The organism is Pseudomonas spelaei, assembly GCF_009724245.1.
In the GTDB taxonomy this organism is placed as follows: domain Bacteria; phylum Pseudomonadota; class Gammaproteobacteria; order Pseudomonadales; family Pseudomonadaceae; genus Aquipseudomonas; species Aquipseudomonas spelaei.
The window spans coordinates 51211-75763 of the sequence record NZ_WNNK01000027.1 but is presented as its reverse complement, the minus strand read 5'-3'; the positions used below and the strand labels follow the sequence as shown (position 1 = coordinate 75763).

Below are 24553 nucleotides of genomic sequence, written 5' to 3'. Positions count from 1 at the left end.
CAGCAGCCAGCATCATTACGCACGACATGACGGCAACTAGACTTTTCTTTTTAAAACGCATGATTACTTCCACAGGGGTTGGTGTTCTCACCCCCTACGACACACTTAGTTACATGCGGTTCAAAGACAAACGACCAATGGAAGCACCCATACATTTTTATAAAGTGAATGCGAATGTGTCGCCCTCTCTAACGATTAGGTGATCACGAAAAACGGTCCTGCCATGAATTGATCAGCGTCTGAGCGAACTAATCCAAAGCACCATTTAGAACTTCATAGATGATCCCGCTCGCAATCGCTACCAGTATCAGATCAGTACCCGCCTGCTGCCATTCGTAGCCATCGTAATGGGGCAGTCTGCCAAGCAACCTGCCATCCAGCTTCTTGGCAATGCCTGGGGGAAGAGGCTTTCCTCTGGCTAGATTCTTCTGTATTCCGGGTGGCAACGCAGGACCCGGTCTCCAATAGTCTCGGTAACCACCGAGTACGCCCAGTACAGTGCCTCGGTCAATGCTAGGGCCGCTATCCCAATCGCCCCTGCTGGAACCTTTCCCTTTATTGCCCTGGTTGCCATGACCTTGGCCGCCTTGAGAGTTACCGTTTCCATTGCCCTGACCTTTCCCATTTCCCGGGTCGGCCAGTGCAGACACTGACCCGACGACCAAAGCAAGGCAGGTAACTACAGCGGTAAGCGAACGCAATTTAAACATGACCGTCCTCTCCGAAAGGGAATACTCCCAGAAATGTAGACGGTATTACCGCCTTTAGTTCCGTCTATCGTCCTACTGGCTGCCTCCGGTCACGGTGGGCAGCATCTGACTCATCTGAACCAGCAATCGTGAGTGGAGGAAAAGACAGAGGAAAGGACAAAACGAAGACAGCACGGAAAGTTTTATGGAACGATCGGGCATTGGAGGTACTCGAAAATCCTGACCACTTACGGCGGCGCGCTCTGATTATGTTTTCGCGCCAAAAGGAGCGGGCAAAAGATCAGAGCTGTACACCCGCTCCGAAACAGGGTCTAAGCGCTACGGGTTGACGGCGTTGCGCAAGCCGGGAATGAGGCATCGCAGGATGTACGACACACCGATGTAATAATGATGCGCCTGATGCTTGCAACAGCTCACTTTGGACAACAGTGTCCAAGTCTGGCTTTCAACCTATGCCAAGCGGATCAACTCACCGAGCGATTGGGCTGAGCTTGAGAAGCTGGACATGCTGCAAAATGGTACGAAAACGGTACTGAAAAAGTAGTGGTAGCGCTGAGGCCCAGCATATACAAGGGCTTTAGCACAATGTGCGGATTAGCTGGAGAACTACGTTTCGATGCCCAACCTGCCGACCTGGCAGCCATTGAGCGAATCACCCATCACCTCGCCCCTCGCGGACCTGACGCGTGGGGCTTCCATGCCCAGGGACCCATTGCCCTGGGCCATCGGCGCTTGAAAATCATGGACCTGTCGGACGGCTCGGCCCAACCGATGGTCGACGCCCAACTGGGCATGTCCCTGGCCTTCAACGGCGCCATCTACAACTTCCCCGAACTGCGCACCGAGCTTGAAGCCCTGGGCTACGCCTTCTATTCCGGCGGCGACACCGAAGTGCTGCTCAAGGGCTATCACGCCTGGGGCGAAGCCTTGCTGCCCAAGCTCAACGGCATGTTCGCCTTCGCCATCTGGGAGCGCGACGCCCAGCGCCTGTTTATCGCCCGTGACCGTCTCGGCGTGAAGCCGCTGTACCTGTCGCGCACCGGCCAGCGCTTGCGTTTTGCCTCGGCCCTGCCGGCGCTGCTCAAGGGCGGTGATATCAATCCGATCCTGGATCCGGTGGCGCTCAACCATTACCTGAACTTCCATGCCGTAGTCCCCGCACCGCGCACCCTGCTGGCAGGCATCGAAAAACTGCCGCCCGCCAGTTGGATGCGTATCGAAGTCGACGGCAAGACCGAACAGCAAACCTGGTGGACACTGCCCTACGGCCCCCATGCCGATGAAACCAACCTGAGCCTGGAAGACTGGACCGACCGCGTGCTCGACAGCACCCGTGAAGCCGTGGCAATTCGCCAACGTGCGGCGGTGGATGTCGGCGTGCTGCTGTCCGGCGGCGTGGATTCCAGCCTGCTGGTGGGCCTGTTGCGGGAAGTCGGCGTGCAGGACTTGTCGACCTTTTCCATCGGCTTTGAAGACGCCGGCGGCGAGCGCGGTGACGAGTTTCAGTATTCCGATCTGATCGCCAGGCACTACGGCACTCAACACCATCAACTGCGCATTGCCGAAAGCGAGATCATCGAGCAATTGCCGGCCGCCTTCCGCGCCATGAGCGAGCCGATGGTCAGCCATGACTGCATCGCCTTCTACCTGTTGTCCCGGGAGGTGGCCAAGCATTGCAAGGTGGTGCAGAGCGGCCAGGGCGCCGATGAACTGTTCGCCGGCTACCACTGGTACCCGCAGGTGGACGGTGCCAGTGATCCGTATACCGCTTACCGCGACGCGTTTTTTGACCGCAGCTATGACGACTACGCCGCCACCGTTGCGCCAAAATGGCTGACGGCCAATGATGCTGCGGGCGACTTCGTCCGCGAGCATTTCGCCCAGCCGGGCGCCGATGCGGCTGTGGATAAGGCCTTGCGCCTGGACAGTACCGTGATGCTGGTGGACGACCCGGTCAAGCGAGTGGACAACATGACCATGGCCTGGGGCCTGGAAGCGCGAACGCCGTTTCTCGACTACCGCCTGGTAGAGTTATCAGCGCGCGTGCCAGGCACATTCAAACTGCCGGACGGTGGCAAGCAAGTACTCAAGGAAGCCGCGCGCCGGGTTATTCCCAGCGAAGTCATCGACCGTAAGAAAGGTTACTTCCCGGTACCGGGACTCAAGCATTTGCAGGGTGACACCTTGAACTGGGTGCGCGACCTGCTGCTGGACCCGAGCCAGGACCGTGGTTTGTTCAACCCGGCCATGCTCGATCGCCTGCTCACCGACCCGCAGGGCCAACTGACCCCGTTGCGAGGCTCCAAGTTGTGGCAACTGGCGGCGCTGAACCTGTGGCTCAGCGAACAAGGAGTCTGATTGATGAAACCTCATGCCACGGCTTACAGCCAACGCTTGGTCCGGGGCCAGACGCCCTCCTACGAACGCCTGCAAGCCCGTTTTGCCGAAGACGGCAGCACATTAAGCCCCCAGCCGATTGCCGTGCATTGCGGCTGGGGCCGGTTATTGATCGGCCATACCTTTTGCGACCCGGCGAGCCTGGCCCAAGAGCTGCTCAACGAGCAGCCCGGGGAACGGGATATCGCCCTGTATGTGGCGGCACCGCAGCAGATCCTCGGGATTGACCCACAGCAACTGTTTCTCGACCCCTCCGACACCCTGCGCCTGTGGTTCAGCGACTACCGACCGGCGACGCGGGTGTTCCGGGGTTTTCGCATTCGCCGGGTACAAGGCGACACAGACTGGCAGGCCGTCAATCACCTCTATCAGGCACGCGGCATGCTGCCCGTGGACCCGACGCTGCTGACCCCGCGCCATCAAGGCGGCCCGGTGTACTGGCTGGCCGAAGACGAAGACAGCGGCGCGGTGATCGGCAGCGTGATGGGCCTCAATCACCAGAAAGCCTTCCACGATCCGGAAAATGGTTGCAGCCTCTGGTGCCTGGCAGTGGACCCGCCATGCAGCCGGCCAGGCGTTGGCGAAGTGCTGGTGCGTCACCTGATCGAGCACTTCATGAGCCGAGGCCTCAGTTACCTGGACCTGTCGGTGCTGCACGACAATCGCCAGGCGAAAAGTCTCTACGCCAAACTCGGTTTTCGAGCGCTGGCCACCTTTGCCATCAAGCGCAAGAACGGCATCAACCAGCCGCTGTTCCTCGGGCCGGGACCGCAAGCCGGGTTTAATCCCTATGCGCGGATCATTGTCGAGGAAGCCCATCGACGCGGGATTGATGTGCAGGTGGATGACGCCGATGCCGGGCTGTTTACGCTGAGCCACGGCGGACGCCGAGTGCGTTGCCGGGAATCATTGAGCGACCTGACCAGTGCCATCAGCATGACCTTGTGTCAGGACAAAAGCCTGACCCACAAGGTACTCAAGGCCGCCGGGCTTAACCTGCCGGCCCAGCAACGGGCGGGCAGCGCCGATGACAACCTGGAATTTCTCGACGAACACCAGCGCATCGTGGTCAAGCCGCTGGATGGCGAGCAAGGCCAGGGCGTCGCGGTGGATCTGCAGAACATCGAGGACGTGCAAAAGGCGATTGAGGCGGCGCGCCAGTTCGATAGCCGGGTGTTGCTCGAAAGCTTCCACGAAGGCCAGGACCTGCGCATTGTTGTGATCGGTTTCGAGGTGGTCGCCGCCGCTATTCGCCGGCCGGCCGAGGTGATCGGCGACGGTCAGCACTCCATTGGCACGCTGATCGAAGCCCAGAGCCGACGCCGTCAGGCCGCCACCGATGGCGAAAGCAAAATCCCCCTGGACCACGAGACCCAGCGCACCTTGCATACGGCGGGTTACGACTACAGCAGCATCCTGGCTCAGGGCGAACACCTGGCCGTGCGCCGCACCGCCAACCTGCACACCGGCGGAAGCCTTATCGACGTGACCGCGATCCTGCACCCGACCCTGGTGGACGCCGCCGTGCGCGCGGCCCGGGCGCTGGACATTCCCATGGTCGGCCTGGACCTGATGGTGCCAGCCGCCGATCAACCGGAGTACGTGTTTATCGAAGCCAATGAACGGGCCGGGCTGGCCAACCATGAACCGCAGCCAACAGCAGAAAAGTTTGTGGACCTACTGTTCCCTCACAGCCAGCCGGCGACTTGAGGCATGCGTTGCCTGTTTCGGCCTCATCGCGGGCAAGCCCGGCTCCCACAGTTGACCGCATTCCAATGTGGGAGCCGGGCTTGCCCGCGATGAGGCCGGGACAGGCGATAACTCTCTAGCGCAACGGCCCACTGATCGAAACCATCGATGCCCTCAACTCATCAGGAGTTTCCATGACCCGAACCATTCCCGAACCGGACCTTGCCTACCTGCAAAAAGTGCTGCTGGAAATGCTCGCCATCCCCAGCCCCACCGGGTTTACCGACACCATCGTGCGCTACGTCGCCGAGCGCCTGGAAGAGCTGGGTATTCCCTTTGAGATGACCCGCCGCGGGACTATTCGCGCCACCCTCAAGGGCCAGAAAAACAGCCCCGATCGCGCCGTCTCCGCGCACCTGGACACCATTGGTGCCGCCGTGCGGGCGATCAAGGACAACGGCCGCCTGACCCTGGCACCGGTGGGTTGCTGGTCCAGCCGTTTTGCCGAGGGCAGCCGCGTCAGTCTGTTTACCGACAACGGTGTGATCCGTGGCAGCGTGTTGCCATTGATGGCCTCGGGGCATGCATTCAACACGGCCGTGGATGAGATGCCCATCAGTTGGGATCACATCGAACTACGCCTGGACGCCTACTGCGCGACCCGTGCCGATTGCGATTCATTGGGGATCAGCGTGGGTGATTTCGTCGCTTTCGACCCCCTGCCGGAGTTCACCGAGAGCGGCCATATCAGCGCCCGCCACCTGGACGACAAGGCCGGCGTCGCAGCGCTGTTGGCCGCGCTCAAGGCCATTGTCGACAGCGGCGAACCCTTGCTGATCGACTGCCATCCACTGTTCACCATCACCGAAGAAACCGGCAGTGGCGCCGCTGCCGCGCTACCCTGGGATGTCAGTGAATTCGTCGGCATCGACATCGCGCCCGTCGCGCCCGGCCAGCACTCCAGCGAGCACGCGGTGAGCGTAGCCATGCAGGATTCCGGCGGGCCTTACGATTACCACCTCTCCCGACACCTGCTGCGCCTGGCCTCGGACAATGAGCTACCGGTGCGCCGCGACCTGTTTCGCTATTACTTCAGCGATGCCCATTCAGCGGTCACCGCGGGTCACGATATCCGCACCGCATTGCTGGCATTCGGTTGCGACGCCACCCACGGTTATGAGCGGACCCATATCGACAGCCTCGCGGCCCTCAGTCGCTTGCTGGGCGCCTATATCCTCAGCCCGCCGGTATTCGCCAGCGATGCGCAACCGGCCCAAGGCTCGCTGGACCGTTTCAGTCATCAACTGGAGCACGAGACGCAGATGGAGAGCGACACCCGAGTACCGTCGGTGGACAGTCTGGTGGGGCAAAAAACCTGAGGCTGGCCACAAGGGTCCCGGCGCAGTAGCATCGCCGGGATTACTTAATCGAGGCTTGTATGCTGATTCCCTACGACGCGCTTGAAGTCGACACCCTGACCCGCCTCATCGAAGACTTCGTGACCCGCGACGGCACTGACAATGGCGATGAAACGCCCCTGGAAACCCGGGTACTGCGCGTGCGCCAGGCACTGACCAAAGGCCAGGCACTGATCGTCTTCGATCCCGAGAGCGAGCAGTGCCAGTTGATGCTCAAGCACGACGTGCCCAAGCATTTGTTCGACTAAGGGTTGGGCACCGGGTGGGTGGCCACCTGCTGCGCCTGGCGGCTGAGAATCTTCTGATAGACCTCCGAGCGATGCACATTGACCCCCGCTGGCGCTTCCACGCCAAGTTTTACCTGAGTGCCGTTGACCTCCAGGATGCGCAAGTTGATGTGATCCCCAATGGAGATTATTTCGCCTACCGCACGGCTCAATACCAGCATGGCGTTCGTCCTTTGAAAGTTACCGGACATTGACCATGCTCCCTCACCTGCCGCTCATCAATGCCGTGCGGAGCAAACAGACTTGTCCTACAAGGCGAGGTTAATTTCTCCGACAGACAAATAGCGATTTGTGAATATCACGACCCAAAGCTTAAACACCGCGTCTACCTGTGGCGAGCGGGCCTGCCACAGTGGGAGGTCAACCTCAGCCTTTCGCCAACTGGGCCTTCGCCCGCATCTTGTCCGCCATTGCGGTCATCTCGTCATACAGCAACTGCGGGTTCTTCTGCTTCAACGCCCAGGCCATCCGCCCTTGTTCATGGGGCAGGATCATGAATTCACCCTCGGCGACACGCTGGTAAATGTAATCGGCTATCTCTGCCGCACTGATGGGTGAGCTCTCAAGCAGCTTGCCCACCTGAGCCTTCATCGCCGGGGTCGGGCCACGGAACGAGTCCAGCAGGTTGGTCTGGAAGAACGACGGGCACACCACATGCACGCCGATTTCCTGCTGCTTGAGCTCCACCAGCAGGCTTTCCGACAACGCCACCACTCCCGCCTTGGCCACGTTGTAATTGCTCATGGCCGGGCCTTGCATCAGCGCTGCCATGGAGCCGATGTTGATGATCCGTCCCTTGCTCTTTTCCAACAACGGCAGGAAAGCCTTGCAGCCCTTGACCACGCCCATCAGGTTGATTGCGATCTGCCAGTCCCAGTCTTCCAGGGACAGCTCGCTGAAGAAGCCTCCAGACGCCACCCCGGCGTTGTTGACGATCACGTCGATGCCACCCAGTTTGACTTCACACGCCTGGGCGAAAGCCGTGAGTTGGCTGTAGTCCCGCACATCGCAGCGCTGGGTAAAACCATCACCACCGGCCTCGCGTACCAGCGTCAGGGTTTCCTGCAGGCCTGACTCGCTGATGTCCGACAACGCCAACTGCCAGCCCTCGCGGGCCCAGCGCAGCGCGATTTCGCGACCCAGGCCGGACCCGGCGCCGGTGATCATCATGCGATTTTGCATAAAAAGTAGCCTTGTGGTTCACGGAAGAAGTGAACCGCAGTGTAGCGAAGGTTTTTCCTGCCCCCATGCACCATCAGATTGCTGAATGCCCTGGGCAAACCGCAAGCCCGGTCGGATCGAGGGGAACGCTGCAAGTTTCACTTTTTTCAAACTAAGGTTTATTAATTGCAACGCAGTTAAAAGAAATAATTCACTGAGGTAAAAGCTTTAAGAAGTAGAGCTTACGGGCCGCACGGTATCTTCAGCGCTGTACTGGTAATACTGTTACTCCTGTTATTCGGCTAGACATAAGCATTTTAACGGGCAAAAAAAAGAGGCCTTAAAAAGGCCTCTTCTTATTCACCGTTGTTTAGTCCGGTTTGCTATCGACTACACCCGCGGTGTTGTCCAGCAGGCTCTTGGTGGCCGTCTGCAGGAACGATTCGAGTTTCTGCTTGAGAGCAGCCTCGTCCGACGATTCAGGGATCACTGTCCCGGTAGGGTTCGCGCCCAGTTCGTATTGCCACAGTTTCGGCGGCATTTCCTTGGGCAGGACCAACACGCGATCAGCGGTGAGCAAAGCAACGGTCTGGTCGCTGCCCGACGGTTTGATCACACCGAAGCCCTTGTCGCCTTCCGGCAGGTTCAGCAGGTCGCGGCCCCAGCACTGGTGACGGGTTTCACCACCGAGGCGGCCCATGATGGTCGGCACGATGTCGATCTGGGTCCCCACGGTGTGGTCACGCTCGCCGAATTTTTCCTGCACCCCCGGTGCAATCATCAGCATCGGCACGTTGAAACGGCCCAGGTCCATTTCGGTGATCTGCTGCTCGTTGCCGAAACCATGGTCACCGACGATGACGAACAAGGTTTCCTTGAAGTACGGCTCCTTGCGGGCCTTTTCAAAGAACTGGCCCAGGGCCCAGTCGGAGTAACGCATTGCCGTCAAATGCTCGTTGAGGCTGCCACGGTCAGTGACTTTCTCAACCGGTAATGGGGTCGGCAAGGCATACGGCGTGTGGTTGGACAGGGTTTGCAGCAGTGCGTAGAACGGCTTGCCGCCCTCGCGCGCCTTCAACTCTTCCAGGCCACGGGTGAACATGTCCTGGTCGGACACGCCCCAGGTCGGATCGGAGAACACCGGATTGACGAAGTCATTACGACCGATGAAGTTGGTCATGCCCTGGTTGCTGAAGAAGCCCGACTGGTTGTCCCAGGCGAAATCGCCGTTGTAGACATACACGTCGTCAAAATCACGGGCGCTGAGTAACTGCGGCAGGCCTGACAGCTTGTGGCTGCCTTCCGGGGTCTGCATCAGGTATTCGAAGCCCGGCAGGTTCGGGAAGCAGGCCATGGTAGCGAACATACCCTGGTGGGTATGGGTGCCGTTGGAGAAGAAGCGGTCGAACAGCAGACCTTCCTTGGACAATTTGTCGAAGTACGGCGTAATGTTGCCCGGACGACCCAGGGCGCCTACCGAATGACCGGCAAAGCTTTCCATCAGGATCACGACAACGTTCTTGATCGGCAGGGTTTTCTCGGCCGGCGGCGTGAAGTCACGGCGAACGGCGGCAGTGTCGGCGTCGACCAGTTTTTCGTCAGGCATGACCAGCATGTCGCGCACGGTCTGGGTGGCCAGAGGCTGATCCAGGGTGGCCTTCCAGATATTGGAACGCTCTTCGGAGAACCGTGCCTTGGCCGCCGAGATCAGCGACAGGGTGCCATTGAGGCCCAACTGGTTGGCGAAGTTGGAATCCGTGGTGTAAACATCGCCCCAACGCAGAGGCGGGCCCTGACGCAGGGTGCCACGGGCGGCAACCACGGCGATCAGCAGGCACACCATGAACACCGCGATGCGCGTATACCACGGCGCAACCTGGCGAGTGCCGATGGTGCCGCCGCTGAACGGGCCACGCGGCCGGGTCGCACGGTCGGCGCCCTTGAAGGCGATGCTCAGGATCAGCGTGCCCACGGCCCAGGCCAACAGGTAGCGCACCACCGGGAAACCGTACCAGAGCATGCTCATCACGGTTTTCGGGTCTTCCTTGACGTACTGGAAGACCAGGCCGTTGAGGCGCTGGTGGAACTCGCGGTAGAAGTCCATCTCCATCAGGCCCAGGAACAGGGCGATGCTGGAAGCGACGGTCAGCCAGAAACGGAAGAACCCGCGCGCGGCCATGGCCCTTACGCTGAACAATGCCAGCAGCAACGGGATGCTCAGGTACACCACCAGGCGCAAGTCCAGGCGCAGGCCGTTGGCGAACGCTTCAAGGAAGGTCGAGGCCGGCGTGTCGAGGATCATTTCGCGGTTGTACACCAGCAGCGCCAGGCGCAGCAGGGAGAACATCACCATCATGACCAGAGCGCAGAGCAGCGTGTACGCCAGATGGGATTTGACGGTCGGTTGCAGCAAGCGATTAGAGGCTCGCTGCTGACTCAGGGCGTCCGGGTTTGCCATGTCGTTTTAGGACCCATTGGAAGTTTAAGTTGCGAATTAATGCAGCGGCGTACTGCCCTCGCCCATACAGATTGGGGTCGGGGGTTAACGCGGTGGAGCAAATGGTGCCCGATCAACGGCATCAACGCTATTAATTACTGATCACACTCCGTATACCCGCGTTTATAGACCCTGAATATAGAGCCTTGGCAAGGCAACAAAGCCGGCGAATTGTCTTGGATGAAATGTGAAAATTCCGTACAGCGAATATCTCGATACACAAAAAACACCGGAGACGCTCACGCGCAAATATGCGAACTTTGCCTTCTGCCTTTGTGGATTGACCTTCATGTTTTATCGCTACCACCCAAGCCCGCTGGGTCCGTTGCTACTGGCGGGCGACGAACAAGGCCTGCGCCTGCTGTATATGGACGTGCACCACCAGCATGCCCAGGAACACTGGCAACTGGCGACGAATGAACTGGATGACGTGTGCCAGCAACTGGATGAGTATTTCGCGCGCAAGCGCGAGGTATTCGACCTGAGTCTGGCACCACAGGGCACGCCCTTCCAGCAACAAGTCTGGCAGGCGCTGCTGCTGATTCCCTATGGACGAACCTGGACCTATGGCGAACAGGCCCGCCATCTGGACAACCCCAAGGCGATTCGCGCCGTGGGCAAGGCCAATGGCGCCAACCCGATTTCCATCATCATCCCCTGCCACCGAGTGGTGGGCAGCGACGGGACGTTGATAGGGTTTGGCGGCGGGATCGAGAACAAGTTGAAGTTGCTGGAGCTGGAAGGCAGTTGGCTGATCTAAAAGCTCCCACGGCGCGCATGGGAGCCTTTATGGGGTTGAATCAGATCCGCACGTTACCGCGCGGCCCGGCAATCGCCCAGATGATCAAGCCCAGCACCGGCAGCAGCAGGATCAACAGGATCCACAGCACCTTGGCGCCCGTTCCCGCGCCGCTTTTGAACACGTTGATGATCGCCCAGATATCCAGCGCCAGGATGATCAACCCGATCAGACCATTAAAAGTGGAACCCATGGTGTCGCTCCTAAGTGAGGGCTTGCTTCCTTAGGATAGTCAGCCTGGGTGAGGGTTCCGTTTTATTTCAAACGTGGACCGCCACCCGCAGTGCCTCCAGCGATGGTTCGCCCTTGATACCCACCTCGGCACACAACGCCTGCACCCGTGGCACATCATTGCCGTAGACCAGCACCATCTGGATCTCGTCATCGAGCAACTGGCTGAAGTTCATCAACACATAGCCGCCGTTTTCCGGGTTCAAGGCACTCATCTGGATCTGTATCCGGTTGAGGGCAGTCAGGTCCTCAGTTTTCAACAGCTGCTTGGGCTTGAGGTTGAAGGCCACGCCCGGGCCGAAGGAGGCGACGATCTGGGTGAACAGGTCCGAGTAGGTATCTGCCTGGAACAGCACCGTGTCCGGCAGACTGCCGACGACCATCCACTCGCCCAATGGGATCGGGAAGGTGTCGTCGTAGTTGATGTCCGGGTTGGCGGCCAGAAAAGCCTCAGGGTCGGCAAAAGCCTGGGTCGCTTCGTCGGCGATTTGCACGATCTCGGCTTCGCCCAGGCAACCGGAACTGATTTTAGTGATGAGTTCGACGAGTGCGTTTTTCATGGGCGAATCCTGTAACGGGGCTGATTTTGGGGCGCAAAGCCTACACCAGTTTTTGCAACTGCGCCGCCGTATCCGCCGCCCCCATGGTCTGGGCCGCTGCCAGCGCGGTCACGCCCTGCGCATCCGTCGCCTTGGGGTTCGCCCCTTGGCTGATCAGGTAGTCGACCATTTCAGTGCGGTTGAACATCGCCGCCATCATCAACGCTGTACGCCCATCGCTCGACGCGCCTTCAACCAGGGCACCCCCTTCGATCAGCGCCTTGACCACCGGCAGGTTGCCTTTGAACGCCGCGCCGGCAATCGGCAATTGGTTTTTGTCATTGGCGATCTGTGGATCAGCCTTGAACTCCAGCAACACTTTCACCGCGTCGACATGGCCATGATAGGCCGACAGCATCAGCAAGGTATCGCCATTGTGGTTACGCAGGTTCGGCGGCAAGCCCTTGGCCAGCAGCGCCGCCAACAACGCTGCGTCCCCTCTGCGTGCCACGTCGAAAACCTGTTCGGCAAACTCGGCGGCTTCTTGTTCGGTCATTTGTTTGGCTTGGTCTGACATATGGGGGCTCCTTGTCTGGTATTTCATAAGGCGCCCAGTCTCGCGGGGGAGTTCCCTACTGTCATTTCTTTTTTGCCAAAGGCTTCAATAGCCACAATCAATAGCGGAACTTGCCGGCCTGGATATCCGCCAAGACCTGACACGTCACTGGCACGTAGCTGTCAGATCCTGGCAGCCAGGCATAAATCGGGTCATCACCCGCCTTGTCGGGGTCGAACGCCTCCTCCTTGAGCTTGACCTTCTGGTACTTGAAGGTGCCAGTGGTCTCCATCTTCACCTTGATCCGCAGGAACAGCGGCACGGCATAGGCCGGCAACTGCCCGTGGGCGAACTGCAGCAACTCACGCATATCCAGGGAGGCCAGGGACTCGGTCGGGGTGATGGCCGCCATACCGGCACGGCCGTTGGTGTTGTGGATTTCCACGCCATAGGCCACCACTTCGGAAATCTGTGGGTGCTGCAAAAAGATATTTTCCACTTCAGTGGTGGAGACGTTTTCGCCTTTCCAGCGGTAAGTGTCTCCCAAGCGGTCGACAAATTGCGCATGGCCGAAGCCGATATTGCGCAGCAGGTCGCCAGTATTAAAGTAGCGGTCGCCCTGTTCGAACACGTCGCGGATAACCACCTTGCGGTTCTTCTCCGGGTCGGTATAGCCATCGAACGGTGCCTTGTCGTCGATCCTGGCCAGCAGTAACCCCTGCCCGCCCTTCGCCACCTCCCGCATGAAACCGTTACTGCCGCGAATCGGTTCACACGTGTCATGGGCGTAATCCACCAGCGCCCAGTGCATCAGGGAAAAACCGATGGTGTTGTCGAAATTCAACACATTGGTGAAGCCAATATTGCCATCGCTGGCGGCATACAGTTCACAGATATGATCAACGCCGAAGCGCGCCTTGAACTCGGCCCAGACGCCCGGACGCAAGCCGTTACCGATCATCTTCGTCACTCGGTTATTGAGGTCACGCTCGCCAGGCGGCTGGTCGATCAGGTAGCGGCACAGTTCACCGACGTAACCCAGGGTGGTGGCGTCAAATTGGCGCACATCGTCCCAGAACTGACTGGCGCTGAACTTGCGGCGAATGGCAAACCCCGATGCCCCGGCAATCGCCGAACCCCAACACACGCACAGGCCAGTGGCGTGATACAGCGGCAAGGTGCAATAAACGACATCCTGCGGTCCCATATCCAAGGCGATGGTGCCAAAGCTGGCCGAGGACTTCATCCACCGACCATGCTTGAAAATGCCGGCCTTGGGCAAGCCGGTGGTGCCGGAGGTGTAGATATAGAAACAGGGATCATTGAAGTAGATCCGCTGGCTGCTGGACGGGTTGTCCAGTGCACAGTGAGCACTGGCCGCCATCAGGTCGACATAGCCATCCGGCACGACCGTTTGCGGATAATCGGCGACGAACCAGCTCCGGCCAGGCTCGATCGACACTTGATCGCGAACGGCCGAGTAGACCCCGACCAACTCGGCCCCCACCATAATCGCCACTGGCTTGACCAGGTTCAGGCTGTGAACCAGTACCGCCTGGGTTTGCGAGGTGTTGAGCATGGCGCAAATACCGCCAACCTTGGCTACCGCCAGCACGCTCAACAACAGTTCGGGACGGTTCTCGATAAACAGCGCCACCACGTCCCCCTTGCCGATGCCCTGCTCCAGCAGATGGTGGGCGATGCGATTGGATTGCTGGTTGGCCTGGGTGTAGCTGAGTACCTCGTTCCCGTACAGCAGCGCAGCGCCCTCGGGGTTGCGCAATGTGGCCTGCTCGAAGGTCCAGCCCAGTCCACAGGGTTGCTCGGGATCGGTGATGTTGGCGAACCGGATACCCCGCACCAGACGCGGGAGCGCCCGGACAATGGTCGGTACCTTACGCAACATCATGCCCCACGTAATCATGTCGCTTTGCCGATGGCTCATGGCAGGAACGTCCCTTTTCTTATTATTTATATGATCCAGGGGCACACTCATTACGCCGTAGGACGAACGCCCAGTGCCTTGCAGGAAAATACGCCAGCCATTCTTTGGCTGTACACGCAGGATTTGAAAAGTTTTGTATCCCGGGGCCCAGGCTCTGAAAAAGGGAATTTATGCCGGGGAACGACGGTCGGTAGAGAAGCTCTACCCCGTCCACTTCAGGGAAAAGCCAACGGCAATCCACGCAAAATGCAGGATGCACGATGGCCACTCATGCAAATTGCACGAAACCAAAAATCTTTCAGATTATTAACTTATTGATTTATAATGACTTTAAAAAAATCAGATACTGGCACAATCACTGCACCTATCACTCCACGCTTGCCAATCATGAGCTAACGGAGCTGATAGACATGAGCCTGATCCAAGATAAGTTTTCATCTGTGTTCTCCAACTATGATGTCACCACCCAGGCCCGTCCTGATGGCGGGATCCTGCTGACCCTGCGCAACAGCGAAGGTAAACAGATCAAGCGGTCGATCTCGTATCAGCAATTGCACACCGCCGACCAGTTGACTTGGGTCATTAGCGCCATTCGCCGTGACCTGGCGGAACAAGCCAGCGATTTGCCACAGATTTCGATGCTGCAAAGCCAGAACCGCTTTGCCCTGCCGACCTACCATTCGGCATAAGCAAGCACCTCAAGCGGGCCGTGACGTTATCCAGCGTCACGGCCTAATGCCGATCAGTTAAGGAGTGGGGATCCAGCAACCGAAGCAGATTCAGTGTGGGAGCTGGCTTGCCTGCGATGCAGACACCTCGATACTTCAGGTATATCGAGTTGATCCAATCGCAGGCAAGCCAGCTCCCACATTCGTTCTTCTCTGCCTTGAGCACCGCGTTCGCTTAACTGACTGGCATTAGCGTCACGGCCCGTTTTTTTATACGGCGGCTTATTCGAACAAGCCGCGCTTTACCGCTTCTGCCACCGCCTGGACACGATTGCCGACTTGTAACTTGTTATAGATGTTGTGCAGGTGAAACTTCACGGTGGCCGGTGAGACTGCACGGATCTGACTGATTTCCCACACCGTCTTGCCTTGGACGGCCCAGCGTAGAACCTCCCGTTCCTTTTCACTCAGGCTGATAGCGTTTATCGGTGGTTTGGGGGTGACGGCATGCTTGTTCAGCACAGGCGGATTCGGCTCGACTGCCCGTTGATCCCGCTCTTTTGGGCCGCTCATTCACATCCCTCCCTCTTCTATTAGGTCTTATATCGTCAGCCTTCGGACTTCTCCTATTGACAGACGATTAAACATTGAGGCGAGAGAGTTACACAACCATTTGAATTAACAAGTAAGGCCCAGGACAAACAGTTGAAACTTACAGATCAATAAGTCTCTTCCCACAACACTTTACAACTAACGGGGGTTGATTTTTCAAATTGTAGGAGCGAACTCCTACAATAATTCAAAGATGCCAATTCAGTCCTCGAACTGCGGGAAACGACTGGCGATGTCGTCGCCGGTGAAATCAGGCACCCAACCCTGTGAGTTTTTAAACAGACGGATCGCCACAACCCGTGGGTTCTCACCCATGTCGAACCAGTACGGGGTGCCGGCAGGTATCGAGATCAGGTCATTTTTCTCGCAAAGCACGGCATAGACATAGTCGTCGATGTGTAAGGCAAGCAAGCCACGACCAGCGACGAAAAGGTGCACTTGATCCCCTGCCTGAAGGTGCTCCTGGAAATGCCTGGCACGAAGCTCGGTTTTTTGCGGATGGTCGTGGTTGACGCTGAGGACATCAAGGCTGACGTAACCGCCCTCGGTCATCCACGTGTCGATCTGCTCCTGATAGGCCGTAACCACCTCAGCTTGGGTGGCTCCGGCTTCGATTCGAGTGGTGGCTTGCCAACGCTCGAAATGGATGCCCTGCCCGGCCAAGGTCGACGCAATATCGTCAGCGTGGGTCAGGACCTTGTTCGGCGTGTCCGGGGTCGAGAGGTGGTACACACAAAGACTGCTCATGAAACTATTCCTCGGATCGAATACCAATGATAACGGCAGCGGCCAGGGCTGCGAGGCTGGCGATGCTGAACGTCAGGGTCGGCCCCAGCAGGTTCCAGCTGTAGCCTGAATAGAGGGCGCCCAGCGCGCCGCCGGTTCCCGCGAGAGCGGCATAGAGTGCCTGCCCCTGGCCTTGCTGGCGTGCGCCGAAACTGCGCTGTACGAAGTGGATGGCGGCGGCGTGAAAACTGCCGAAGGTTGCGGCATGCAGCACTTGTGCGAGCAGCAGCACCCAGAAGAACTCGGCGAACGAACCCAGCAGTAACCAGCGCAATGCCGCCAGCAGAAAACTGACCATCAACACGCGCTGTACCGAAAAGCGCGCCAGGATTCGGCTCATGGCCAGGAACATCAAGACTTCCGCCACGACTCCCAGGGCCCAGAGCATCCCGATCACTACGCGGCTGTAACCCAGGTGCTCCAGATGCAACGTCAGGAAGGTGTAATAAGGACCGTGGCTCATTTGCATCAGTGCCACACAAGCATAAAACGCCAGGACACCCGGCCTGCGCAATTGCAGCAAGAAACCATCACCCGCCAGGCGATTGCCCTGATTTTCCGGCTGGGCATTGGGGACCCAGAGGCTGGCGACAATGATCCCCGCCATGATCACCACCACGGCCACCGGGTAGATATCCAGGTTCAACCATTCGAACAAACGGCCCATGGCGACTACGGTGAGGATGAAACCGATCGACCCCCACAGGCGGATCTGGCTGTAGCGTGAGGTCTGGCCCTTCAGGTGTGCCAGGGTAATGACCTCAAACTGCGGCAGCACCGCGTGCCAGAAGAACGCATGCAACGCCATCACCAGAGCCAGCCAGGCGTAAGTCTTGCTGACAAAGATCAGTGAGAAACTTACCAGCGTACACACCGCGCCAATCCGCACGATGGCCAGGCGCCGACCGGTGTAATCCCCCAGCCAGCCCCAGATATTGGGGGCTACGCAGCGCATCAGCATGGGGATGGCCACCAGCTCGCCAATGCGCGCGCTGGAGAACCCCAGGTGATTGAAGTACAGCGCCAGGAACGGCGCCGTCGCCCCCAGCAGGGCGAAATAGAACAGGTAGAAGCTGGAGAGTCGCCAGTACGGGAGTGCTGTCACGGTCAGGCCGTCACAACTGCCCCAACACCGGGGTACTCACTTTCACATCAGCATTTTGCCCACGATGACGCAGCAAGTGATCCATCAGCACGATAGCCATCATCGCCTCGGCAATCGGTGTGGCGCGGATGCCGACACACGGGTCATGACGGCCCTTGGTGATCACGTCCACCGGGTTGCCCTGCACATCAATGGAACGCCCTGGTGTGGTGATGCTCGACGTTGGCTTGAGGGCCAGGTGCGCAACGATTGGCTGGCCGGAGGAGATGCCTCCGAGAATGCCACCCGCATTGTTGCTGAGGAAACCTTGCGGCGTCAGTTCGTCGCGGTGCTCGGTGCCGCGCTGGGCGACGCAGGCAAAACCGGCGCCGATTTCCACGCCTTTGACCGCGTTGATGCTCATCAGCGCGTGGGCCAGCTCGGCGTCCAGGCGGTCGAAGATCGGCTCACCCAGGCCCGGCATCACACCTTCGGCGACCACGGTGATTTTGGCACCGACGGAGTCCTGATCACGGCGCAACTGGTCCATGTAGGCTTCCAGTTCAGGAACCTTGTCCGGATCCGGGCTGAAGAAGGCATTTTTTTCGACGCTGTCCCAGGTCTTGAACGGGATTTCGATCGGCCCCAACTGGCTCATGTAGCCGCGAATGACGATGCCCTGGGTGGCCAGGTATTTCTTGGCAATGGCTCCGGCTGCCACGCGCATGGCGGTTTCCCGGGCAGAACTGCGGCCACCGCCACGGTAGTCGCGCTCACCGTATTTGTGGTGGTAGGTGTAGTCGGCGTGGGCCGGGCGGAACAGGTCCTTGATCGCCGAGTAGTCCTTGGACTTCTGGTCGGTGTTGCGGATCAGCAGACCGATGGAGCAACCGGTGGTACGGCCTTCGAACACACCGGAGAGGATTTCGACTTCGTCGGGCTCCTGGCGCTGGGTGGTGTGGCGGCTGGTGCCGGGCTTGCGGCGATCCAGCTCATGCTGCAAGTCTTCCAGGGACAGCTCAAGGCCGGGCGGGCAGCCGTCGACAATGGCGACCAACGCTGGGCCATGGCTTTCGCCCGCAGTGGTGACAGTGAACAGCTTGCCGTAGGTATTGCCGGACATGCGGGACGCTCCGTGAAATCAGTTGAAATAACTCAACCGTAATAACTAAGAGCGCCAGTATACGCAGGCTAACCAAGTAGTTCATCCTCGAAACCTTACCGGTAGACATTGGTCCAACCGGCACCTTCCCCATAATGGCGCGATGATGCTTCGAGTTTTGCTCTTGACCCTGACCCTGTTCACCAGCGTGGCCTTTGCCGCCTCCCCCGTCGTGTTGCAACGACCCATTAGCCTGGATACCGGCAGCGGCGAGCTGTTTGGCTCGCTGTTATTGCCCAAATCCGACAGCCCGGTGCCGGTGGTGCTGATCATTGCCGGTTCCGGCCCCACCGACCGCAACGGCAACAGTGCCGACGGCGCGCGCAATGACAGCCTCAAGCGCCTGGCCTGGGTACTCGCCAAACACAACATCGCCAGCGTGCGCTACGACAAGCGCGGCGTGGCGGCCAGCCTGGCGGCCACCCCGGACGAGCGCAACCTGACCCTGGACGCCTACGTCGCCGATGCGGTGGCCTGGGGCAAGTTGCTCAAGGCCGACCCACGCATGGGGCCGTTGATTGTGCTGGGCCACAGCGAAGGCGCGCTGGTAGCCGCCCTCGCCGCGCCCCAACTCAACCCGGCCGGGGTCATTTCGCTGTCCGGCAGCGCCCGCCCGGTGGATCAGGTCATCCGCCAGCAACTGGCCAATCACCTGCCGCCAGCCTTGTTGCTGCGCAGCAATCAGATTCTTGATCACCTCAAGGCTGGCCAAGTGGATACCAACGTACCCGGCCCGCTTGAGGAAATCTTCCGGCCCAGCGTGCAGCCTTATCTGATCAGCCTGTTTCGTGCCGATCCTTCAGCCGCTTTTGCCAAGTTGAAGATGCCGGCGCTGATCATCCAGGGCACCAATGACCTGCAAGTGGGCGTGGGCGATGCGCAAATGCTCAAGGCCGCCAAGCCGGACGCTCAATTGACGGTGATCGAGGGCATGAACCACGTGATGCGCATCGTCCCCAATGAGGTGAAGCAGCAATTGGCCTCCTATAACGACCCGCAATTGCCCCTGGCAGCCGAACTGGGCGCTCGCCTGGTTCGCTTTATCGACGGGCTTCGCGCCAGCTAAGCGACCATTCGTCCTCCAGTCCTGAATAAACCGGCCGATAAGCCAAGGGTCGACAGCAAAAAGCCTGTCGACCCGCAGGGCTTGGACAGGATCGCGCCGCATGACAAACACCGAAACAACACCACCCGAAACAACCGCCGAGAGCACCGTCGAAACTACGGCTGCCGAGACGGCGGCCCAGCCGTGGGCGGACGTCCAGGCTGAACACTTCAAGATGCTGCGCCTCGCCCCCTTGGCCACCGACCGCGCCACCGGCGCCCGGCCATTGCGCTTTGTGCAATTTGGCTATGCCGAACGCAATAACAAGGACCATAGCCTGTTGCGCATGGTCATTCAGCTGCCGGGCCAGCGGGTGCGCCGGGAACAGAATCATCTGGATATCTGGGTGGATCACGCCACCCATCGGGTGCATTTCGGCCCGGGCAATAGCCTGGAAATCGAGCCCGCAAACCGCGGTATTGGTCGCTTCCTGCTGGCTCAGGGTGCCGCTTGGGCGAAAAAGAAATGGTCGCACTATCGCGTCGACGGCGTGGACCTGGCGAACAAGGACGCGCTGAACGAAGCCACGCGCCTGCGCCGGGATCACTTTCTGCGAATTCAGGGGTTTGATGTGGCCTATGCCGATGTCCAGCATTTGAAAGGCAACGTGCAGCCAGGAAAAGTCAGCGAGGTGCTGGACAGCTGGAACACCGAAAAGCTGCAGTTCGTGGAAATCCTTGAAGCCGCACAAATGCTGCAACAGGCCGAGCAGAACCTGGCGGAGCAGGAAGTGAAGTTGCGCAAGGAAGAAGAGAAGGTCATCAAGTTCAAGCGCGAAGACAGCGGCTTGCGCTTTACCATTACCTGCCTGGTAGCGTTTACCGTGTTTCAGGCAGGCTTGCTGATCTGGATTGCGACACACCGCTAACGCAGTTGCGTGCCGCTGCCGAAGCATGAGGCTGCGATGGGCTGCGTAGCGGCCCCCGGCGGCGGCTACAAGGGAGAGGTTAAACCCGTGAGGCAAACACCGCCTGATGTACCCGGCACTGCTCCGCCGTCAGCATGAACACCCCATGCCCACCGCGCTGGAAGTCCAACCAGGCAAAGTCGACTTCCGGGTACAACGCTTCAACGTGTACCTGGCTGTTGCCCACCTCGACAATCAGCAAGCCCTTCTCGGTCAAATGATCCGCCGCCTCGGCCAACATCCGCCGCACCAGGTTCAGACCATCGTCACCACAGGCCAGGCCCAGCTCCGGTTCATGCTGGTATTCATCCGGCATGTCGGCGAAATCTTCGGCATCGACATACGGCGGGTTGGAGACGATCAGGTCGAAACGCTGGCCCGGCAGACCATCGAAGCCATCACCCTGGACGGTGTAGACCCGCTCATCGACGCCATGACGCTCGATGTTCTGGTTGGCCACCTCCAACGCTTCGAAAGACAGGTCCGCCAGCACCACTTCGGCGTCCTGGAATTCGTAGGCGCAGGCAATACCGATGCAACCGGAGCCTGTGCATAAGTCGAGAATGCGTGCCGGCGGTGCACCGAGCCACGGTTCAAAGCGGTTTTCGATCAGTTCGCCAATCGGTGAACGCGGGATCAACACACGCTCATCGACGATAAACGACATGCCACAGAACCAGGCCTCGCCCAACAAGTAGGCCGTGGGAACACGTTCCTCGATACGACGCTTGAGCAAGCGCTGCACGTTGACCAGTTCATCGTCTTCCAGGTTGCAATCCAGGTAGCTGTCGGCAATTTGCCAAGGCAGGTGCAAGGCACCGAGCACCAATTGCCGGGCTTCGTCCCAGGCATTGTCGGCACCATGGCCGAAAAATAGGTCTTCCCCATGGAAACGGCTGACAGCCCAACGAATGTGGTCGCGCAACGTGCGCAGGCGGGAAGTGATCACGGGGCAAGCTCCTGGAAAAAACGACTGGCGATTCTAACAGCCTTGAGCTGTACCGACGATGTACGAAAAACCTTCACCACACGTCGGATTTCATCTGGTTTACAGTTTTTCACCTAAACGTAGTGCCCTCTTGACATCGCTGCACGCCAGCAACGACGTACCTTACGATAGTAGCGATTCACAGAAGCGCTCAGCCAGAGGACAATGTCGCAAAAGCCCCACTCACAGGAGCCCCAGAATGTCCGTTCCAAAGACGATGTTTCAACTCAGCGGTCGCGGTTACGCAGCAGCCAACCTGAACCACGCGACCCTTGTGATCATCGACGCCCAGAAGGAATACCTGAGCGGTCCCCTTGCCTTGTCGGGCATGGAGGCAGCTGTCGAAAACATCAAGCAACTGACCGCAGCGGCGCGTACTGCCAGTCGCCCGATTGTCCACGTGCGTCACTTGGGCACCGTCGGCGGGTTGTTCGACCCCCAGGGTGAACGTGGCGAGTTCATACCCGGGCTGGAGCCCGCCGGTGACGAGACCATCATCGGTAAATTGCTGCCCAGTGCCTTCCACGGCACCGGGCTGGAAAAACACCTGCAAGACCTCGGTTCCCTGGACCTGATCGTCTGCGGCTTCATGAGCCACTCCAGCGTCAGCACCACCGTGCGTGCCGCGAAGAACCTGGGTTTCCGCTGTACCCTGGTGGAAGATGCCTGCGCCACCCGCGACCTGCCTTACAAAGGCGGCATCCTCAGCGCCGAACACGTGCAGCAGACTGAAATGGCCATCATGGCTGACAATTTCGCCACCCTTGCCTTGACCAAAGATCTGATCTGATCGACCTTTCGATGAGCGGCGTGTCCGCTCATCCGCAAAAACCTGTCATTTGCTGCAATTACCTCTGTGCCCGGAACAACCTGTGTATCTTCCGGTCGAAGGGCCGATACCCTGGAGGAAAGGTCGGAATGAAGATATCCGATGGTTTTGACGCTCGTCGCTTGCGCCCCAAAGGCCCGAGAAACTGGCGTCTGCGCTTGGGCGCGTGCTTTGCTGCGCTGTTGGCCATAGTGGGCGTGCTGTTGGCGATCGCCGGAGCCGCCAGTCTGTTGGGACACTCACCCGCCTTGGGCGAACTGAATGCCAGCCCTGGCGGTGCCGCAGTACTGCTGGTGATCGGGTTGTTGGTGCTGTGGTTTGGCGTCTGGTTGTGGCGCCGTTGCCGGCGACGCATGCGTCAGCCGCTGTCACTGAACATCGCCTCACACCTGATGAAAAAGCACGACTGATGGCGCATAGATAGCGTTTCTTGCGCATCCAGCCGCCGCGATTTAGGTAAACTGCCCGCCCTTCGCGGAGGCTGACATGCAAGACGACGATTTTTCCCTGTTCAAAAACGAGCTTCGCGGCGTCAAGCCGATCAAGCACGATCGCGCCGACACCGGCAAACCCAAGGCCGACCGCGCGCAGATTGCCAAGCTGCGCCAGGCGGCGACGGTGCGTACCGATGCCACCACGGTGGATGGCCTGTCCGACCAGTTCGTCATCGACGTCGGCCCCGAAGACGAGCTGATGTGGGCCCGTGATGGCGTGCAGGAAAGCCAGATGCGCAAGCTCAAGGTCGGCCAGATCCCGTTCGAGGGCAGCCTCGACCTCCACGGCATGAACGTGGAAAAAGCCCGGGAAACCCTCTGGGCCTTCCTCGCCGAAGCGACCAAATTCGAAATCCGCTGCGTGCGCGTCACCCACGGCAAGGCCGTGCGCCTGGACGGCAAGCGGCCGATGATCAAAAGCCACGTCAATACCTGGCTGCGCCAACACGCCCAGGTGCTGGGTTTTACCTCCTGCCAGCCGCGTCACGGCGGCGCCGGGGCGGTCTATGTGATGCTCAAGCGGACCATGATGGAAGGCCGCGACGAGTAACCCACGCTTGCAGCGATCTGCCGGCCACCGTACCCTTGTCCTTTGCGAAAATCCCACAGGTAGTTTCATGTCCCTGGAACAGAATTACACAGAGATCCTCGGCCAACTCGGCGAGGACGTCTCCCGCGAGGGCCTGCTCGACACGCCAAAACGTGCCGCCAAGGCCATGCAGTACCTTTGCCGCGGTTATGAACAGACGCTCGAAGAAGTCACCAACGGTGCCTTGTTCAGCTCCGACAACAGCGAAATGGTGCTGGTCAAGGACATCGAGTTGTACTCGCTGTGCGAACACCACTTGCTGCCTTTCATCGGCAAGGCCCACGTCGCGTACATCCCGAGCGGCAAAGTGCTGGGCCTGTCGAAAGTCGCGCGGATTGTCGATATGTACGCCCGCCGCCTGCAGATCCAGGAAAACCTCAGCCGCCAGATCGCCGATGCGGTCCAGCAGGTCACCGGTGCCCTGGGCGTTGCCGTGGTCATCGAAGCCAAGCACATGTGCATGATGATGCGCGGTGTGGAAAAACAGAATTCGTCGATGATCACCTCCGTGATGCTCGGTGAGTTCCGCGAGAATGCGGCGACCCGTAGCGAGTTCCTCAGCCTGATCAAGTAACAGGCTGCGCAAGAAAAAACCGGCGTTCATCGCCGGTTTTTTTTCGTCCGTGGAAATCAGGTAAGCTGCCGACCCTTCAGCCATGGGCAAGAGGTTTCAGCCATGTTCGTCAAAGCACTTCGAGTGGGCCTCGGCCAGCTCATCATCGCAGGCGACTTCATCACCCGCCCGCGCAAACTGCAGCGTCCCGCCAATGCTCAGGCAGCGGTCGACCAGTCGGCCAAGGCCCTGACGCTGTATCAGTTCCACGCCTGCCCGTTCTGCGTGAAGACTCGTCGTACCCTGCGCCGCCTGAATGTGCCGGTCGCCCTCAAGGACGCCAAGAACAACGAGCAGGACCGCCAGACGCTGCTGGAGCAAGGCGGCAAGATCAAGGTGCCGTGCCTGCGCATTGAAGAAAACGGCCAGACCACCTGGATGTATGACTCCAAGGTGATCATCGACTACCTGGACAAACGGTTTGCGGCGGCCTGAAACCGTTCATTGAACACTGAAGAACCGTGTGGGAGCTGGCTTGCCTGCGATA

27 protein-coding genes are annotated in these 24553 nt (G+C 59.2%); 14 read left to right on the top strand and 13 right to left on the bottom strand.

All coding sequences use genetic code 11. From position 1 onward, the window contains the following. A partial coding sequence (locus tag GNF76_RS29475; protein ID WP_218585309.1) for a hypothetical protein occupies positions 1-203 on the top strand: 203 nt, incomplete at its 5' end. Between the two features lie 45 nt (positions 204-248). Here the strand turns inward: GNF76_RS29475 and GNF76_RS25005 are convergent. Next, a complete protein-coding gene (locus tag GNF76_RS25005; RefSeq protein ID WP_155585747.1) occupies positions 249-710 on the bottom strand; it encodes an anti-virulence regulator CigR family protein in 462 nt (153 codons plus the stop codon). 585 nt (positions 711-1295) lie between these two features. On the opposite strand from GNF76_RS25005, the gene GNF76_RS25000 reads away from it, so the two are divergent. The 4 genes from GNF76_RS25000 to GNF76_RS24985 all read left to right on the top strand — a co-directional run bounded on the left by GNF76_RS25000 (position 1296) and on the right by GNF76_RS24985 (position 6462). Continuing rightward, the gene (locus GNF76_RS25000; RefSeq protein WP_155585746.1) at positions 1296-3068 is read left to right on the top strand and encodes an N-acetylglutaminylglutamine amidotransferase; all 1773 of its coding nucleotides are present in this window, start codon (positions 1296-1298) and stop codon (positions 3066-3068) included. A 3-nt stretch (positions 3069-3071) separates the two neighbouring features. Continuing rightward, positions 3072-4817 (top strand): N-acetylglutaminylglutamine synthetase, encoded by a 1746-nt coding sequence (ngg, locus tag GNF76_RS24995; protein ID WP_155585745.1) that lies wholly within the window; start codon positions 3072-3074, stop codon positions 4815-4817. Positions 4818-4990: 173 nt separating this feature from the next. Beyond that, positions 4991-6175 carry an osmoprotectant NAGGN system M42 family peptidase gene (locus GNF76_RS24990; protein WP_155585744.1) on the top strand — a complete coding sequence of 395 codons (1185 nt, stop codon included), beginning with the start codon at positions 4991-4993 and terminating at the stop codon, positions 6173-6175. 59 nt (positions 6176-6234) lie between these two features. After that, complete coding sequence (locus GNF76_RS24985) at positions 6235-6462, top strand: YheU family protein (protein WP_064453367.1); 228 nt, start codon at positions 6235-6237, stop codon at positions 6460-6462. On the opposite strand, the gene csrA is transcribed toward GNF76_RS24985, so the two are convergent. From csrA to GNF76_RS24970, 3 genes are all read right to left on the bottom strand, one after another. Continuing rightward, complete coding sequence (gene csrA, locus GNF76_RS24980; protein WP_155585743.1) at positions 6459-6662, bottom strand: carbon storage regulator CsrA; 204 nt, start codon at positions 6660-6662, stop codon at positions 6459-6461. The two genes, GNF76_RS24985 and csrA, sit on opposite strands and share 4 nt — an antisense overlap. Positions 6663-6867: 205 nt before the next feature. Then, on the bottom strand, positions 6868-7683 hold the full coding sequence (locus GNF76_RS24975; RefSeq protein ID WP_155585742.1) for an SDR family oxidoreductase: 816 nt from the start codon (positions 7681-7683) through the stop codon (positions 6868-6870). A gap of 349 nt (positions 7684-8032) precedes the next feature. Further along, complete coding sequence (locus tag GNF76_RS24970) at positions 8033-10120, bottom strand: LTA synthase family protein (protein WP_155585741.1); 2088 nt, start codon at positions 10118-10120, stop codon at positions 8033-8035. A gap of 328 nt (positions 10121-10448) precedes the next feature. Here GNF76_RS24970 and GNF76_RS24965 point away from each other — a divergent pair, with 328 nt between their 5' ends. After that, positions 10449-10919: a methylated-DNA--[protein]-cysteine S-methyltransferase gene (locus GNF76_RS24965; RefSeq protein WP_155585740.1), complete on the top strand. Its 471-nt coding sequence runs from the start codon at positions 10449-10451 to the stop codon at positions 10917-10919. 40 nt (positions 10920-10959) lie between these two features. Here the strand turns inward: GNF76_RS24965 and GNF76_RS24960 are convergent, their stop codons facing one another. From GNF76_RS24960 to GNF76_RS24945, 4 genes are all read right to left on the bottom strand, one after another. Next, positions 10960-11151 (bottom strand): PLDc N-terminal domain-containing protein, encoded by a 192-nt coding sequence (locus GNF76_RS24960; protein ID WP_010176042.1) that lies wholly within the window; start codon positions 11149-11151, stop codon positions 10960-10962. Positions 11152-11218: 67 nt separating this feature from the next. Next, the gene (locus tag GNF76_RS24955) at positions 11219-11749 is read right to left on the bottom strand and encodes a hypothetical protein (RefSeq protein WP_155585739.1); all 531 of its coding nucleotides are present in this window, start codon (positions 11747-11749) and stop codon (positions 11219-11221) included. 40 nt (positions 11750-11789) lie between these two features. Then, positions 11790-12305, bottom strand: a complete 516-nt coding sequence (locus GNF76_RS24950; protein WP_155585738.1) for an ankyrin repeat domain-containing protein — start codon at positions 12303-12305, stop codon at positions 11790-11792. Between the two features lie 97 nt (positions 12306-12402). Beyond that, positions 12403-14229, bottom strand: coding sequence for a long-chain-acyl-CoA synthetase (locus tag GNF76_RS24945; protein ID WP_155585737.1), 1827 nt, complete (start codon positions 14227-14229; stop codon positions 12403-12405). A 410-nt stretch (positions 14230-14639) separates the two neighbouring features. On the opposite strand from GNF76_RS24945, the gene GNF76_RS24940 reads away from it, so the two are divergent. Beyond that, entirely contained in the window at positions 14640-14918 is a 279-nt protein-coding gene (locus tag GNF76_RS24940) for a DUF3509 domain-containing protein (protein ID WP_155585736.1), read from the top strand. Between the two features lie 261 nt (positions 14919-15179). Here the strand turns inward: GNF76_RS24940 and GNF76_RS24935 are convergent, their stop codons facing one another. The 4 genes from GNF76_RS24935 to aroC form a co-directional block, all read right to left on the bottom strand. Beyond that, positions 15180-15470 (bottom strand): response regulator transcription factor, encoded by a 291-nt coding sequence (locus GNF76_RS24935; RefSeq protein WP_155585735.1) that lies wholly within the window; start codon positions 15468-15470, stop codon positions 15180-15182. Between the two features lie 240 nt (positions 15471-15710). After that, positions 15711-16256: a 1,2-dihydroxy-3-keto-5-methylthiopentene dioxygenase gene (locus tag GNF76_RS24930; RefSeq protein ID WP_155585734.1), complete on the bottom strand. Its 546-nt coding sequence runs from the start codon at positions 16254-16256 to the stop codon at positions 15711-15713. A 4-nt stretch (positions 16257-16260) separates the two neighbouring features. Further along, the gene (locus GNF76_RS24925) at positions 16261-17400 is read right to left on the bottom strand and encodes an MFS transporter (protein ID WP_178123564.1); all 1140 of its coding nucleotides are present in this window, start codon (positions 17398-17400) and stop codon (positions 16261-16263) included. 10 nt (positions 17401-17410) lie between these two features. Continuing rightward, positions 17411-18502: a chorismate synthase gene (aroC, locus tag GNF76_RS24920; RefSeq protein WP_155585732.1), complete on the bottom strand. Its 1092-nt coding sequence runs from the start codon at positions 18500-18502 to the stop codon at positions 17411-17413. 142 nt (positions 18503-18644) lie between these two features. On the opposite strand from aroC, the gene GNF76_RS24915 reads away from it, so the two are divergent. Then, complete coding sequence (locus GNF76_RS24915; protein WP_155585731.1) at positions 18645-19607, top strand: alpha/beta hydrolase; 963 nt, start codon at positions 18645-18647, stop codon at positions 19605-19607. Positions 19608-19707: 100 nt separating this feature from the next. After that, entirely contained in the window at positions 19708-20514 is an 807-nt protein-coding gene (locus GNF76_RS24910) for a hypothetical protein (protein ID WP_155585730.1), read from the top strand. Positions 20515-20593: 79 nt separating this feature from the next. Here the strand turns inward: GNF76_RS24910 and prmB are convergent, their stop codons facing one another. Continuing rightward, positions 20594-21502 carry a 50S ribosomal protein L3 N(5)-glutamine methyltransferase gene (gene prmB / locus GNF76_RS24905; RefSeq protein WP_178123562.1) on the bottom strand — a complete coding sequence of 303 codons (909 nt, stop codon included), beginning with the start codon at positions 21500-21502 and terminating at the stop codon, positions 20594-20596. Between the two features lie 238 nt (positions 21503-21740). Here prmB and GNF76_RS24900 point away from each other — a divergent pair, with 238 nt between their 5' ends. The 5 genes from GNF76_RS24900 to GNF76_RS24880 all read left to right on the top strand — a co-directional run bounded on the left by GNF76_RS24900 (position 21741) and on the right by GNF76_RS24880 (position 24501). Continuing rightward, on the top strand, positions 21741-22331 hold the full coding sequence (locus GNF76_RS24900; RefSeq protein ID WP_155585729.1) for a cysteine hydrolase family protein: 591 nt from the start codon (positions 21741-21743) through the stop codon (positions 22329-22331). Between the two features lie 128 nt (positions 22332-22459). Continuing rightward, positions 22460-22780, top strand: coding sequence for a hypothetical protein (locus GNF76_RS24895; RefSeq protein WP_155585728.1), 321 nt, complete (start codon positions 22460-22462; stop codon positions 22778-22780). A gap of 76 nt (positions 22781-22856) precedes the next feature. After that, the gene (locus tag GNF76_RS24890) at positions 22857-23414 is read left to right on the top strand and encodes a Smr/MutS family protein (protein ID WP_155585727.1); all 558 of its coding nucleotides are present in this window, start codon (positions 22857-22859) and stop codon (positions 23412-23414) included. A 67-nt stretch (positions 23415-23481) separates the two neighbouring features. Then, on the top strand, positions 23482-24027 hold the full coding sequence (gene folE / locus GNF76_RS24885; protein WP_024076633.1) for a GTP cyclohydrolase I FolE: 546 nt from the start codon (positions 23482-23484) through the stop codon (positions 24025-24027). 102 nt (positions 24028-24129) lie between these two features. Continuing rightward, entirely contained in the window at positions 24130-24501 is a 372-nt protein-coding gene (locus GNF76_RS24880; RefSeq protein ID WP_155585726.1) for a glutathione S-transferase N-terminal domain-containing protein, read from the top strand. Positions 24502-24553 lie beyond the last annotated feature (52 nt).

Coding starts and splice junctions, on each gene's coding strand:
- GNF76_RS25005 (WP_155585747.1), bottom strand. CDS start 710: ATGTTTAAATTGCGTTCGCTTACCGCTGTAGTTACCTGCCTTGCTTTG.
- GNF76_RS25000 (WP_155585746.1), top strand. CDS start 1,296: ATGTGCGGATTAGCTGGAGAACTACGTTTCGATGCCCAACCTGCCGAC.
- ngg (WP_155585745.1), top strand. CDS start 3,072: ATGAAACCTCATGCCACGGCTTACAGCCAACGCTTGGTCCGGGGCCAG.
- GNF76_RS24990 (WP_155585744.1), top strand. CDS start 4,991: ATGACCCGAACCATTCCCGAACCGGACCTTGCCTACCTGCAAAAAGTG.
- GNF76_RS24985 (WP_064453367.1), top strand. CDS start 6,235: ATGCTGATTCCCTACGACGCGCTTGAAGTCGACACCCTGACCCGCCTC.
- csrA (WP_155585743.1), bottom strand. CDS start 6,662: ATGCTGGTATTGAGCCGTGCGGTAGGCGAAATAATCTCCATTGGGGAT.
- GNF76_RS24975 (WP_155585742.1), bottom strand. CDS start 7,683: ATGCAAAATCGCATGATGATCACCGGCGCCGGGTCCGGCCTGGGTCGC.
- GNF76_RS24970 (WP_155585741.1), bottom strand. CDS start 10,120: ATGGCAAACCCGGACGCCCTGAGTCAGCAGCGAGCCTCTAATCGCTTG.
- GNF76_RS24965 (WP_155585740.1), top strand. CDS start 10,449: ATGTTTTATCGCTACCACCCAAGCCCGCTGGGTCCGTTGCTACTGGCG.
- GNF76_RS24960 (WP_010176042.1), bottom strand. CDS start 11,151: ATGGGTTCCACTTTTAATGGTCTGATCGGGTTGATCATCCTGGCGCTG.
- GNF76_RS24955 (WP_155585739.1), bottom strand. CDS start 11,749: ATGAAAAACGCACTCGTCGAACTCATCACTAAAATCAGTTCCGGTTGC.
- GNF76_RS24950 (WP_155585738.1), bottom strand. CDS start 12,305: ATGTCAGACCAAGCCAAACAAATGACCGAACAAGAAGCCGCCGAGTTT.
- GNF76_RS24945 (WP_155585737.1), bottom strand. CDS start 14,229: ATGAGCCATCGGCAAAGCGACATGATTACGTGGGGCATGATGTTGCGT.
- GNF76_RS24940 (WP_155585736.1), top strand. CDS start 14,640: ATGAGCCTGATCCAAGATAAGTTTTCATCTGTGTTCTCCAACTATGAT.
- GNF76_RS24935 (WP_155585735.1), bottom strand. CDS start 15,470: ATGAGCGGCCCAAAAGAGCGGGATCAACGGGCAGTCGAGCCGAATCCG.
- GNF76_RS24930 (WP_155585734.1), bottom strand. CDS start 16,256: ATGAGCAGTCTTTGTGTGTACCACCTCTCGACCCCGGACACGCCGAAC.
- aroC (WP_155585732.1), bottom strand. CDS start 18,502: ATGTCCGGCAATACCTACGGCAAGCTGTTCACTGTCACCACTGCGGGC.
- GNF76_RS24915 (WP_155585731.1), top strand. CDS start 18,645: ATGATGCTTCGAGTTTTGCTCTTGACCCTGACCCTGTTCACCAGCGTG.
- GNF76_RS24910 (WP_155585730.1), top strand. CDS start 19,708: ATGACAAACACCGAAACAACACCACCCGAAACAACCGCCGAGAGCACC.
- GNF76_RS24900 (WP_155585729.1), top strand. CDS start 21,741: ATGTCCGTTCCAAAGACGATGTTTCAACTCAGCGGTCGCGGTTACGCA.
- GNF76_RS24895 (WP_155585728.1), top strand. CDS start 22,460: ATGAAGATATCCGATGGTTTTGACGCTCGTCGCTTGCGCCCCAAAGGC.
- GNF76_RS24890 (WP_155585727.1), top strand. CDS start 22,857: ATGCAAGACGACGATTTTTCCCTGTTCAAAAACGAGCTTCGCGGCGTC.
- folE (WP_024076633.1), top strand. CDS start 23,482: ATGTCCCTGGAACAGAATTACACAGAGATCCTCGGCCAACTCGGCGAG.
- GNF76_RS24880 (WP_155585726.1), top strand. CDS start 24,130: ATGTTCGTCAAAGCACTTCGAGTGGGCCTCGGCCAGCTCATCATCGCA.